This is a genomic window from Mucilaginibacter sp. (genome assembly GCF_041660805.1).
Taxonomy (GTDB): domain Bacteria; phylum Bacteroidota; class Bacteroidia; order Sphingobacteriales; family Sphingobacteriaceae; genus Mucilaginibacter.
On the sequence record NZ_JBAZVP010000001.1, the window covers coordinates 133343 to 147185 of the forward strand.

Genomic DNA, 13843 nt, shown 5'->3' on the forward strand with positions numbered 1-13843 from the left:
TAAAAAAATGGACAATAAGAGTGTATCAATGGATATTATTATTACCATGCTTTAAAGCCAAACAATTCAAGTAATAATATTTGATAAGATGTACGGATTTCGACACTTCAGAATATTGTTGAAAAGGGCCTGAATGGCCATTTACAGCTAACATTTCGATTGTAATAGTGAACTTGATTTTTGAGTATAGATAAGAAAGGAGTTACAATGTCCATCAAAAAAACAGTCTGGGAATGGCTAATTAGTAGAAACACCCATACAAAATTTGGACACACGCGGCAGATTTAGAAGGCATGAATAGTTATGCTATTTGTTTTTCATTATTTTTCCCCATTCGGCTTGGGTTAGAATTTCTAAAAATTCATCGCGAAAGTGCCATGCAGATACATACCCGGCTGAGACAACGAAACTAATTACCCAAGTGGTCTTTGACTTCCATAATTTAAAGGCACAAATATCTGTCGCGGTTATAAAAGGACTTGTTTCGCCTAAATGTTGGTGTGAGGATGCTTTTATCGCATCTTTACCGCCAGTTCCCAGGGGGATAAGATTGTTATGAAGCTTTGTTCTTTTAATTATATCATTGTCTTTATCGAAATTGATCAGGTAATCATTTCCTAATAATACTTCATCCGGTGCGGTTTGCGCAGTGATGATATATACTCTTTTTGCCCCATTTTTTACAATAGGAACAAGATTTAAACTGGTATGTTGATAAGATTTAAAAAGCGTGTCGTTTAAAACAGCCTGTGCAGCTTTTGACCGGATGGTATAGAACTCTTTTTCATTTTCGGTAAATTTTCTTGTTGTAGTGTCTATACTGTATTTAGACGAGTCTAAACCATGATCGAACTTAACTGTCGCTAATACTACTGGATCCTCATTTTTAGAAAAAAAGATAGTGGTCATTCCTTTTTTAGTTTCATAAGAAAAGTATCCACCAGATAGAAGTTTCTTCCCGCCGAAATTGGAGGTGAAAATCTGTGTACTATGACCCGATGCCCATTCGTAATGATAAAGCATTTCCCCCTCTGCACTAATGCTATCAGCAATCTGTCTCAGCTCATTTTTTTGTGCTGTTGCGTTTTGCGCCATTATAAATAGGGTAATCAATGTAAACAGCTTTCTCATTAATGGTGAAAAGGTTGGTAAATATTTTGTGAATATAAATAACCTTGCGGATTTTGGATAACGTGGCGGCATATAGAACGAATGGTTGCAAATATGGTGCGGTGATAACACCAACCATAAGCTAAATTATTACAAAAGTAAGTTACGTTTTCAACAACGGTAGGATACCAAATATAGCCTTGTTATCTTTGATAAAACGATATTATGGAAGAGAAAATTTATCAATGCGACCAAGAGCTGGAAGCATTAATACTGAAACAGGGGTGGATTGAAACTACTGATGCAATCGATAGAAAGAAAGGCAAAAAGGAGTTCCGAAAAAGCAAAGGCGGCCGTATGCTAATGCGTTTTGATTATATCAACTTCGTGGTATATGAAAATAGTGTAGGTATTAACAGATTAGAAGGCCCCCGCATTGCGGAGGGAGATTTAAAGCTGTTGTTTTGGTACATCAACAGCAATCCCGCTGATAAAGACTACATTTCGGACGGCCACTTTGACCTGGACCGCACCCGTCAATGTGCCGAAACCATGGACAGCCTGCTCGGCTACTACCGCGAATTCAACCGTAGTAACCGAGAAAGCAAAAAGTTTGAACGGCTTTTGAATAATTTGAAGTCGGTCAACTTAAATTAATTGATACTGATAACGGCTACAGCTTGTTCGGCTTTTTCATGGCTTCCCTTACTGCCTCTTGTGCTTGTTCGCTTGGATTTCCGCTGAATGCCCAACGGATAAGGCCGGAAGCATCATGAAAAACGTTGATTGTAACTTGTTCGTTGACAGGTTCAGTTGTTGTCAAATGGCTTAAATGCACATTTTGTATTTGAAAAGCTGCATCAATCAATGAACGATTGTTAGCACTGAGTTCATAGGCATCAACTCCTGTAGGTTGCTTTTCTATGGAAAAAACTTCGATCTTCATAATTATTTAGGTTGTTGTTAAATGATAACTAAATGTGCCGCTTCACATGTTAATTCAACATTTATTCCAAAAGTTACGGCCTCTGACATGATATTGCTATGAATAACCAACTGCGGGGCACGGCTTTTATCAACGTAATCCTCCGTATTGACGGTAAAAAAGACAACCTTTTTTCCGGAAGGTTGTATCGTTGCGGCGAGGTCTAATACAGTTTCCCAGATCGCACAATCTTTAAACTCAGGTTTTTTCTTCGAAGGCGGTGACTTGGCGGCAACCCTGTTTAGCGCAGCATTAGCTATTTTTTCGGTGTTTAGAAATATACTATTATCTAAAATCCCGTCTGCAATGCTTTCAAATTCATTTACTAGCCCCTTGTTACCAATATGCTCCGATGCCAAACCGGTGGAAAAAATATGATTGATCATGTCAATACTATGGCCATGATAATCGGAAGTCAAATTTAAACTGTAATTGGTTTCGTCTATTGTTTTTTGGAAATGATCATTCCATTCTCTTATACTTAATTCGCTAAAAACTGAATAAATCGTCGAACTATCCATAAGGACTTTGATGGCAATATAGGATTTCAAGGTGCTTAACGTACCCTTGCGGTATGGCAGACGCAACAGATCTAATAACGAGCAAGAATCCCAAAAGAAAATCGGTTTGGGATCGGGTGTAAAGACAGTTTGGATAAAATCCTCGGCTGAGATGGGTGTTTTACTGAGACTGCTCATACTTGTCCAAGATTTGTAAAGCATATTCAAAATCCAAACCTAATTTCCAGGCCATATCATTATCCCAATTCTCGTCTTCTTCCAACCATCTGACCAATTCATCTGCGCTTAGTTCAATTTTATTTCTAAAGATCGCAATCACAAAATCGCTCCAACGTGCAAAATCGTGCGGGTTTGTGTTCCCGGTTGACTTGTTGGCACTTTTCGAAAATCGGTATAGCAAGGTATAGATATCATCGCCGACAATGTCTTGCATCAATTTTTCAGGACTGGTAATAACCGCATCAATGCCCATTTGCCGTGTCACCTCTTTTATTACGAGCCGATAAAATTCGCCAAGGATGAAATTGTATTCCGCATACGATAGCACTCTCGTTTTTATGGGTATGATATTGAAGATCTCAAATAAATTGTCATCACTTCTCATCCATAGATAAGCTTTTAAAACTTTACTTCCTAAATGCAATTCTGGTGTTTCAATGCATAACACCACATCGTCATTCATTGTGTTTTTTGAATAATCACGCTCAAATTCGACTTTATTAGCCCATCCTATGGTGGCCGCTTTCTTGATTACCTCAGATTTAAAATCTCCGGCCTTGCTATTGGGTAATAGTACTTTTATGCTTTGAAAAACTTCCATTATATTGAATTTCGATTTAAACAAAGGTATTTAAATTCGGCGCTCTTCCTTAGCCTGACAAATTATTAAAATTCAGCTAAATCGCTGTAAATCTTTAGGGTCAGGCATTAACGCAGCATCCGCAAGGAAATCAAAGCCCGCCTGCAAGGTTTCTTCTTTTAGTTTTGGAAAAGTTTTTTTGAGCTGTTCAAAACGCCGCCAATAGGCAGGCCGTAACCCTTGTGCGCATCGGGCATTAAAGCTCCCGCAACGGCAATGGGTAATTGGATGGCTGTACGCATTTGGGCAAGTGCACCTATTGCTCCCTAGTTTAATGAGCCAGTCTTCAATTTAACAGTCAGGTGAGAAATCATAAGAAGGTTTTTTATGCTTCTATAAAGAATCCTTTCATTCTTTTAACCTGTACGCTACAAAATATAAAAAATGAATTTGTAACACTTTAAGCTAATAAATTGTATACATATGGAGATAAAAACTATGGCAAAAAGCAAATTACTAAGAATGGACAATGTTGGCATCGTTGTAGAATCACTCGATGACGCCATCTCTTTTTTCACGGAGATAGGCCTGAAGCTCGAAGGGCGAGGCACAGTTGAAGGTGAATGGGCCGGGCGTGTTACCGGACTGGGTTCTCAGAACGTGGAGATTGCGATGATGGTTACCCCTGACGGCCACAGCCGGCTCGAGCTTTCGCGATTTATTACACCGCCTACTATCTCAGATCACCGTAATGCGCCTGTGAACGCGCTCGGCTACCTGCGCGTCATGTTTACTGTTGAAAACATTGACGAGATGGTATCCAGGCTCAGCAAGCATGGCGCTCAGCTCGTTGGCGAAGTGGTTCAGTACGGGGACTCGTATCGGCTCTGCTACATTCGCGGAACGGAAGGGCTTCTCATCGGGTTGGCAGAACAACTCGGAAATAAATGAGTAGTGAATGTTCCGTCTCAGCAGGTTCATTCTTTGTCCAAAACCAGGGGCTTTTATCGATAAAATGGCCAAGTGGCACTCATGATTTCACGCAGGATAAACTCAATTGTAATACACAGAAAAAAAGGCTGAGCTGAACTATTGATCCGCTATATTTTTGCGCAACGAATTGATATATTCCAAAGGAGGTACATTAAAGTACCTCTGGAAATTTTTATTAAACCGGCTTTGCGATCTGTAACCTACCATTTTAGCAATCTCGAACAATGTAAATTCATTTTGCGCAATTAGCCGGGCGGCGTTCTTAAGGCGTGTAAAGTCGATCAGTTCTTTGGGTGATAATGAGGAAAGAGAGCTGATTTTGCGATAGAAAGTAGGACGGCTCATATTCATATGTTCGGCCAACCTATCGATATCCATATCCGGATCTTTTATGTTTTTCTTAATGTATTCGTCCAGCTTTTTCAAGAAAGCTTCATCAGTTTTCGAATGGGCCATCACCCGTACATCTTCGAAGGGTGAACTTGCAAAATGGGTTTTTATTTTAGAACGGTTGGTAAGCAGGTTGGCGATCTGCAATTTTAGTAACTCCGGAGAAAATGGTTTTTCAATATAGATATCGGCACCAACCTCCAGGCCTTCAATACGGGCTTTATAGGTGTTTTTAGAAGTTAGCAATATCACCGGAATGTGGCAATATTCTACCTTTGACTTAACGAGTTCACAAAGCTCGAAGCCATCAATTCCGGGCATCATAATGTCTGATATAATCAGGTCCACCATTTCGTTATCCAGTATATTTTGAGCCATTTCGCCGTTTAAGGCTAAATGCAGTTTATAAGTATGGCTCAAAACGATTGATAAAAAATCCAGGATATCTTCGTTATCGTCAATAATTAATATCCTCTCGCTCATGCTTAGTCTATTTTTTTCCAACTGCCCAATTCAAACTCAAATTTTTGATGCACAGGTAAAGTTAATTCAAAAATGATCATGTTAGTATTTCCCGAAACCAAACTTAACGAGCCGTTATGCAATTCAGTTAAAGATTTGGCCAGTGAAAGTCCAATGCCTGTACCGGCCTTGTTATCACCGTGCAATCTGAAAAAAGGCTCGAATATTTGCTCGCTAAATTCAGCGGGTATACCCTTGCCATCGTTTATGAACCTGATCGAGAAATTTTTATCGGAGATGTTAAATGCCTTGATGCTTACTGTCACCTCAGATGCCGCGTATTTAATGGCATTAGAGATAAGGTTACCACATATTTTTACCAAAGCATCCCTATCCACAAAGGCGATCAATTGAGCGTCAGGCATGTCAGTGTTTAAACTTATGTTGCACTTTTTGGCCTCCTGGTTAAAGTTGGCAATCTGCCCCATTAGCAAATTGGTAATATTGGTATTTACAAAATTGAGGCCGAACTGATTCATTTCGGTTTTGCGAAAGTCAAGTAGTTGGCTGGTCAATTCAGTTAAACGTTTGGCATTTTTATCCACTATAAGTAAACTTCTTTTAACGTCAGGCCCCTTCGCTTTTTCAATGAGCCATTCAACCGGGCCGGCAATTAAAGTTAAAGGTGTTTTTATCTCATGCGCTATATTGGTGAAAAACTCAATTTTGGCTTCATAAATCTCCCTCTTTTTTTCATGTTCAAACAATTGGAGTTTAATTAAATTTTTACGCTCCAGGTGCCGATGATAATAGCGGATTGATAGGAACAGACCGATAGACGATACCAGCAGGTATAAAAAATAGGCAGTATAGCTTTTCCAAAATGGCGGCAGAATTTTAATGAAGAGCCGCCGCTCTTTACCGGTCCAACTGCCAATGTTACTTTCAGCCCGAACTATAAAGGTGTAGTTTCCAGCCGCCAGGCCTGTAAAATAAGCGTTGCGGTTACTGTTAAGGTATGTCCAGTCTTTGTCTAAACCCTTCATTAAATATTTATACCTTGTTACCTTGGGCGAAGAATAATTCAAGGCTGCAAACTCGATACTGAAATTATTTTGATCGTGGGTCATTACAATTGTATCCGTATATAAAATAGATTTGGTGAGTGGCCCCTCCTTGTCGTTAGGCACTATCTCTTTGGCGTTTACTTGAAACCCGGTAATATAAGTTGGTGGGCAGCTATCTTTTTGATCAAATTCCGCTGGGTTAAAAGCAATCATCCCCTTAAAAGATCCGAAGTACATTTTGCCATTAACATCTTTGTAAGCCGAATTATAATTAAATTGATCTGTTATGAGGCCGTTTGATCGGGTATAAGTCTTAAATTGTTCGGTACGCAAATCAAGACAGATCAGGCCTTTGAGCGAGCTGATCCATAAGTGTTTCGAATCATCTTCCAAAATGGAATATACGGTATTGGTGGGTAACCCATGTTCCGTCGTGAATTTTTTAACTGTTTTCAGGTCCGGGTCTAATTTTATTAAGCCACCCTCTGTGGCAAACCACATAAAGTGATTACTGTCTTCCAGAATACCACGCACCGCAAATTCGTTAATGATTTTATTCTTAACAGTGTCGCCAAAACGGATGTTACCATGTTGGCCGGTTTTAGGGTTATAATAAAAAGCCCCCTGGTCTACGCTACCGGTCCAGATATTCCCTTTAACGTCCTCTTTGATGGCAAAAACATACGAATTATAAGGTATTTGTTGAATCCGGCTAAATGTTTTAAGCTTCCTGTTGTACTTAAATAAGCCCGAACCGCCGTATGCCGTACCAATAAGTAAGGTGCTGTCCCTTGTAAGATAAATGCATAGAACAAAGTCACTAACCTTATCCTTCTTGTCACCAATGAGCTTAAAACGTTCAGTTATTAAGCCGGTGCGTATGTCCATTATTTCCATACCATGAAAAAATGGACCTATGAATAACTGATTACCTAAAGCCAGTAAACCGTGTATATTAGGATAAGATACATCTCCTTTCTTCCCGGTTGCGGTATAATTGGTAAATCTTTTGGTTTTTAAGTTAAGTTTATTGATGCCGGCGTCTTCCGTACCTATCCATAAGTTGCCCTTGTTATCAGAACAAATCTCTCGTACGGCATCGCCCGATATAGAATTACTGCCCGATAGCGGATAGTATTTTTCAAATTGCGCATTCTCTTTTGAATAATAATTTAGCCCGCCAAAAAAGGTGCCGGCCCACATGTCACCACGATTATCTTTAAATATTGTATAAACGGCATTACCTGCTATAGAATACGGGTCGCCAGCCAATTTGCGCAGATGTTGGCTTGTGTTGGTAGATAAGTTATAAATATAAATACCTGATTCAGTTGCTATCCAGTATTCCTGATCATTGCCCGCAGTAATATCACGCACATATACGTCGGTATTATCATTATTACGAAGGGATAAAGTTTTGATTATGCCGGTTTTAATATTATAACTTTTTAGCCCCTGCTTAAAGCACCCTACCAATACCTCGTTTTCATTGACAGGGAATATTTTGCTGATAGATCGCAAACTTGCCGGAATGCCCTGGTCAATTATCCTAACGCTGGCAATTGATTTGCCTTGTGGGTTATAGATGCTGATGACACCGTCGTTATTTCCCACCCATAAATTCTTACTGCGGTCAATGACCATACACGTTACCTGTATTTTCAGGTTCTCGATCTTTTTATCTGCCTGATTATACTTGTATAGAGAAAAATTGGCCGCAAACCATAACTTATTTTTGCTATCTATTAAAAGATGGCTTATATATGTTTGTGGGGCAATTTCAAGCGCGGTAAAAACTTCTTTGTAAGGATCATACTTAAAAATGCCCTTCCCTGTACCAATCCATAGCATTCCATTTTTATCCTCTGCAAGAGCGGTAATAATATTATTACCAATGTTGCCAAATTTGTTGTTTTTGTTTTTGAAAGTTTTGAATGTGTAGCCGTCAAAACGGTTTAATCCTCCCCGGGTCCCAATCCATATCAATCCTTTACTGTCCTGTATTACGCATGTAACGGAGTTGTGTATCAATCCATCGTCAACCTGGTAATGTTTAAAATAATATTGCGCATAAGAAGATGAAACGGCAAGCAGCCACATTAGACTTACTAAAGACAAATAATAGAAGAGGCGCATAATTAGTTAAACCAAATATAAATAAACAGTATGGCGAAAGTCTCCATTTCTAACTTTAAAAAAAGGGTGAGTTTAGCTAAACTATTTGTTCTCAACTTATAATCAACGCATTACGGGGCATTGCGTTACGTGGTGACTTGTAATTTGAGACAAATCGGCAAAAAGTTGAACAGATTATGCAGATGCCATTCGGTTATTTTGACCTGCAATAAACCAAAGAATAAACTTTTACTAAAACTTCCTTCAGCACAGATCCATCATCGCTATTTGCGGCGTACAATGTTTTATGAAAAAAATATTGTACGCAATGCAAAAGCGGAACTTTTTAAGGGACAAAACTGATTGATCATTAAGACCAAACCAACCAATGAAGAAAAATATAGCCCAACCAAACAGGCAATAATGCAACATACCGGCCGAGTTAAAAAGCCTCTGTAGTTAAGTGTTTTAAACGCACCTACAAAGGACGGGAATGCCCTATGCGTGTTACAAAGTGATTATAACCTAAATTAAAATTATGAGACACAAAGATCTACTCTTAAAAATCATGAGACTAACATTTTTACAGTTAGTTATTTTATTCTTCCTGCCAGGTAGTTCGGCAGGTAAAACCATCAATAAGCATGCTGAACCCCGAACGAACCTCCTGTTCGCACATGGCAATACAATTGCAGCCATTAGCATTACAGGAAAAGTAGTTGATGATAAAGACGGAGGACCTTTAGCCGGAGTTACTGTGAAAGTTAAAGGGACTAACATCGCAACTGCCACAAATGTAAACGGTTTGTATACAATTAATGTGCCTAATGCCGAAGCAGTGCTCGTTTTTTCATTCGTTGGATACGACGAAAAAGAAAAGTCTGTTGGCAGTGACCAGATCATCAATATCACGTTAAAAGCAACTCAAAATAACCTGAACGAAGTGGTTGTAGTTGGTTACGGAACACAGAAGCGGCAGTATATCACAGGGGCTGTTGTAAGGGCGAACCTGGATGCTTTCCGTGATGCGCCGAATACAAATATTGTGCAAAATTTACAGGGAACAGTTCCCGGGTTGAACGTGGGGCCGGTAACCATATCAGGTTCTACACCTTCAATTTCTATACGTGGACAAAATACCATCAGCGGCAATAGAAATGTATTGATCATTTTAGATGGTGTTCAGTATAATAATACGCTGAGCTCTATTAATGCTGACGACATCGCGTCAATAGATATCCTGAAAGATGCCAGTTCTACTGCTGTTTACGGCGCCCAGGCAGCCAACGGTGTGATGTTGATTACCAGCCGCAAAGGTTCAAATAAGCCCCGGATAAATTTTTCCACTTCCTATGCTACCCAAAACCCGGCCGGCAATACTCACCCGATGGAAAGGGATGAATACCTGGAACATGTGCGAAATTTGTATTATAATAAAGCATTCCTGGCGCCAGATTATACTACCCCCGATCCTGCTTTTAATCTTGCGCTATACGTTGAACGTACCCAGCGGGATGCGTCCAATAACCTGGTGCCAACGGATTTTAACTGGTACAAGGAAGGTACAAAGAATGGATTTATTAACGATAACCAGTTAAGTGTTTCCGGCAGTAGTGACAAGGTAAGCTATCTTTTGTCAGGCGCGTACACTAATCAGGCAGGCTACATTATCAATGATCTGTTTAAGCGCAAAAGTCTACGGGCAAACATTGAAGTTCAGCCGGAGAACTGGTTGAAGGTGGGGCTGCAGGCCTTTGGCTCGTTTGTTAATAACGATGGCGCGGAACCTTCTTTATCTGATCTGTACCAGTTTGCGCCATTAAACACGCCGTACAATCCTGATGGAAGTTTAAATCCATATCCCTTTAATACCAATCAAACCAATCCTTTCATGAGTTCTGATGTAAATGATTTTGAGCGGCATAATTTTTTATTCGCAAATATTTACAGTCAGGTTGATTTCCCATTTCTCAAAGGGTTGAGTTACCGGCTTAATTTTGGCAATAATGCACGTACAGATGAGCATTATTATGCCAGCATTTATGGTGCGGGATTAACCGGTTCGGCCTATAAAAACACTGAGCAATATTATGATTATACCTTAGATAATATCTTAACTTATAATAAGAGCTTTAAAAATCATAGCGTTACAGCAACATTACTGTATGGTGCTGTCCAGCGTAAAGACGACGCTACAGGTGCATCGGCCAACGGATTTACCCGTCTTACACTGGGTTATAACAATTTAAGCCTGGGTACTAATCAATTTACTACCTCAAATGCATGGTCTGAAGCGCTTAACTATCAAATGGCTCGCATCAACTATGCTTATGATGGCCGGTATTTGCTTACTGCCACTGTAAGGCGCGATGGTTACTCAGGGTTTGCGGCTAACAATAAATTTGCTGTTTTCCCGTCGGTCTCTTTGGGCTGGATATTTTCTGACGAGCCATTTGTGCATCTGCCATGGCTGGACAATGGTAAACTTCGTGTTTCCTACGGTGTAACCGGTAATCAAACTGCCCGCTATTATTCACTCGATCAGGTTTCAACTCAACCTGCTTACGTGTTCGGCGATGGCGGTACAACACAATATGGCCAATACGTATCTACATTGGCCAATCCGAACCTGAAGTGGGAACGTACCTTCGAAACTAATTTAGGGCTTGATTTTTCCCTGTTCAGGGGGCGTCTTTCCGGCACACTGGATTATTATGACCGGCATACCAGGGATCTGTTGTTCAGCGTACAGATACCAACTATTACAGGCTTCGGCAGTATCAATACAAACGTAGGTGAAATTTCAAATAAGGGCTTTGAAATATCGCTTACATCAAAAAATATCTCGGGGAAAGCATTTGCATGGAACACCACCTTTGCCTTTTCAAGAAATGTAAACAAAATAATCAGCCTGCTGGGCACCGGTGATCTTGTCTCCAGCAACTTGTTTATTGGCAGGTCTATTAACGCTGTTTACGGATACCGCACTAACGGTATCTACCAGGTTGGCGAAACGCCGCCTGCAGGTTTTTATACCGGCAACCTGCGTGTACTCGACATTAATGGCGACGGAAAAATCAATACAGATGACCGTACCATACTGGGTAGTGCGGACCCTGCCTTCCGTTTTAGCTTCCTCAACTCATTTGCCTATAAAAATTTCAGCCTCAATGTATTCCTTAACGCTGTACAGGGCGGCACAAATGGTTATCTGGGTAACAACTCACCTTCACTACAGTTAAATGATAACTCGGTGCGGTGGAATTATATGAGCGGTATCAATTTCTGGAACCCGGGCAATCCTAACGGCAAATACCCGATGTATACCAACTCTCCAACTATTAACCCATCGCAATATTTTAGCCGCAGCTTTGTTAGGCTGCAGGATGTAACGCTGTCTTATAAAGTGCCCGGTCAGTTTATCAAACGCCTTCATTTACAGAACTTAAATGTTTTTGCCAGCGGCAAAAATTTATACACTTGGACCAAATGGGAGGGATGGGATCCTGAAATAGCCAACGGTGGCCTCACCGTTAACGGACGCCCATTGCTGCTTAGTTATTCAATCGGACTTAACATGACGCTATAATTCAAATATTATGAAGAAGATATTTTTCCAAACCATTTTACTGCTTATCCTTATCTCCACTTTTTCATGCAAAAAGTCATTTTTGGATGAAAAACCGCTGGATTTTTTAAGCGGCTCAAATGCATATGCAACTTATGCGGATTTCAACATTGCCGCTAACGATCTTTATAGGGTTGTACGCGTAGAGTTTTATACCCGGGATGAGAACTTCCCTTTTGATTACATGTATGGGTGCGATATTGTTTATGACGGGCAGCCGGCAACAGCCCGGCATACCCCTATGATATCCGCTTATGGACCTACCGGAAGTATTCCGGGTACACATTGGTCTGCCTTTTATAAGATCATCTCTGAAGCAAATGCCATTATCAGCCGTGCGCCCACCTCAACTATGACTGATGCGGAAAAGATGCTCGTAATTGCAAAGGCCCGGTTTTTCCGGGGATTTGCCTATCGCTCACTGGCGTATCTGTTTGGAGGGGTACCATTGATTGTCGAAGAAGTCACCAGCCCTAAAACAGACTTTACAAGAGCTACTAAAGAAGCTGTTTATGCTCAAAGTATTGACGATTTGAAATTTGCTGTTGCCAATCTGCCCTCTATCAATACGGTTTTGGATGGCGAAATAAACAGTCAGGTTGCTGGCCACGTATTAGCAGAAGTTTATCTGGCGGCGGGGCAGTATCAAAACGCGGTTGATGCCGCGACTAAAGTAATTACCGATCCAAACGTGCACCTTATGACTTCGAGGTTTGGCGCCAAAGCAAATGTAGCCACTGGAAATGTATACTGGGATCTTTTTCAGCCGGGCAATCAAAACCGGAAAACGGGTGGGAATTTCGAAGGCCTATGGGTCATACAGCTTGAAACCGATGTTCCGGGCGGCTCTGCCGCATCAACGGGAATGGCCGGCAACTACCTTCTTGAACGTCATTGCGGGCCAAATCTGTCTCTGATTACATCACCTAATCCAAATCCCTTCCTGTGGCCGATGAATGATTTGACAGGTGGACGCGGAATTGGCTGGGCCATCTCAACCAAACACTTTAGCGACGAGATATGGGCAAGCGACTTTAACAACGATATCCGCAATGCCAATATCAATTTTGTAAGAAATTTTACGGCAACTAATCCTGCCTCATCATCTTATGGAAAGGTTATTTCAACCCAGGCACCAATAGCTGGTCTTACCGTTCCGTCCAGGCAGTTTTATGCTTATCAAGCCAAATGTACCACCCCGGGCGGCCATCCGCTTGGCCTAATCGCAAATGCTACTAACGGCTTGTTAAAATCTACGGCCGGTGGTACTTACCTTGATCAATACATGGTCAGGCTTGCAGAAACATACTTTATCAGGGCCGAGGCTTATATGAAGTTGGATAACTTTGCCGCGGCAGCTGCCGATATTAATATTGTAAGGGCACGTTCTAATGCCAAACCTGTCGCTCCGGCAAGCATTAATATAGACTATATCCTGGATGAAAGGTTGCGCGAATTAGGTTATGAAGAAAAAAGACGACTTACCCTGATGCGGTTAGGATTATGGTATGATCGCGTAAAGCGTTATAACCCGTATTATAGCGACGCTCTTCCGTTATACAATCTGTGGCCTATCCCGCAGTCAGAAATTGAGCGCAACAATACAGGAGAACTAACTCAAAATCCGGGATATTAATTAACCTGCACAATAGCAAACTCTAAAAGACAGCATACGCAGCGATGCGTATGTTGTCTTTACCCGCTCAATTGAATACAAACTCCTAATAAATAAACTGAAAAGATTGAGAACGCCATTTATACGCTAACAGCTTT

The 13843-nt window shown here is 40.8% G+C and carries 11 protein-coding genes; 4 read left to right on the plus strand and 7 right to left on the minus strand.

Annotated elements, in window-relative coordinates; translation table 11 throughout:
* Window positions 1–306: 306 nt before the first annotated feature.
* A complete protein-coding gene (locus WC743_RS00710) occupies window positions 307–1131 on the minus strand; it encodes a hypothetical protein (RefSeq protein WP_373009792.1) in 825 nt (274 codons plus the stop codon).
* Window positions 1132–1335: 204 nt separating this feature from the next.
* Here WC743_RS00710 and WC743_RS00715 point away from each other — a divergent pair, with 204 nt between their 5' ends.
* Entirely contained in the window at window positions 1336–1767 is a 432-nt protein-coding gene (locus WC743_RS00715) for a hypothetical protein (protein WP_373009793.1), read from the plus strand.
* 16 nt (window positions 1768–1783) lie between these two features.
* Here WC743_RS00715 and WC743_RS00720 read toward each other — a convergent pair whose 3' ends face one another.
* The 4 genes from WC743_RS00720 to WC743_RS00735 all read right to left on the minus strand — a co-directional run bounded on the left by WC743_RS00720 (window position 1784) and on the right by WC743_RS00735 (window position 3717).
* On the minus strand, window positions 1784–2056 hold the full coding sequence (locus tag WC743_RS00720; protein ID WP_373009794.1) for a hypothetical protein: 273 nt from the start codon (window positions 2054–2056) through the stop codon (window positions 1784–1786).
* 17 nt (window positions 2057–2073) lie between these two features.
* Window positions 2074–2793, minus strand: a complete 720-nt coding sequence (locus WC743_RS00725; RefSeq protein WP_373009795.1) for a PIN domain-containing protein — start codon at window positions 2791–2793, stop codon at window positions 2074–2076.
* Window positions 2777–3436 carry a hypothetical protein gene (locus tag WC743_RS00730; RefSeq protein ID WP_373009796.1) on the minus strand — a complete coding sequence of 220 codons (660 nt, stop codon included), beginning with the start codon at window positions 3434–3436 and terminating at the stop codon, window positions 2777–2779. Before WC743_RS00730 ends, WC743_RS00725 begins: the two co-directional genes overlap by 17 nt.
* A 158-nt stretch (window positions 3437–3594) precedes the next feature.
* Window positions 3595–3717, minus strand: coding sequence for a hypothetical protein (locus WC743_RS00735; protein ID WP_373009797.1), 123 nt, complete (start codon window positions 3715–3717; stop codon window positions 3595–3597).
* A 181-nt stretch (window positions 3718–3898) separates the two neighbouring features.
* Here WC743_RS00735 and WC743_RS00740 point away from each other — a divergent pair, with 181 nt between their 5' ends.
* The gene (locus tag WC743_RS00740; RefSeq protein ID WP_373009798.1) at window positions 3899–4366 is read left to right on the plus strand and encodes a VOC family protein; all 468 of its coding nucleotides are present in this window, start codon (window positions 3899–3901) and stop codon (window positions 4364–4366) included.
* Window positions 4367–4504: 138 nt separating this feature from the next.
* Here WC743_RS00740 and WC743_RS00745 read toward each other — a convergent pair whose 3' ends face one another.
* Together WC743_RS00745 and WC743_RS00750 are read right to left on the minus strand one after the other, a co-directional pair.
* Entirely contained in the window at window positions 4505–5281 is a 777-nt protein-coding gene (locus WC743_RS00745; RefSeq protein ID WP_373009799.1) for a response regulator, read from the minus strand.
* A 2-nt stretch (window positions 5282–5283) separates the two neighbouring features.
* Complete coding sequence (locus WC743_RS00750; protein ID WP_373009800.1) at window positions 5284–8445, minus strand: two-component regulator propeller domain-containing protein; 3162 nt, start codon at window positions 8443–8445, stop codon at window positions 5284–5286.
* Between the two features lie 565 nt (window positions 8446–9010).
* On the opposite strand from WC743_RS00750, the gene WC743_RS00755 reads away from it, so the two are divergent.
* Both WC743_RS00755 and WC743_RS00760 read left to right on the plus strand, forming a co-directional pair.
* Entirely contained in the window at window positions 9011–12031 is a 3021-nt protein-coding gene (locus tag WC743_RS00755) for a SusC/RagA family TonB-linked outer membrane protein (RefSeq protein WP_373009801.1), read from the plus strand.
* A 10-nt stretch (window positions 12032–12041) separates the two neighbouring features.
* A complete protein-coding gene (locus WC743_RS00760; RefSeq protein WP_373009802.1) occupies window positions 12042–13706 on the plus strand; it encodes a RagB/SusD family nutrient uptake outer membrane protein in 1665 nt (554 codons plus the stop codon).
* Window positions 13707–13843 lie beyond the last annotated feature (137 nt).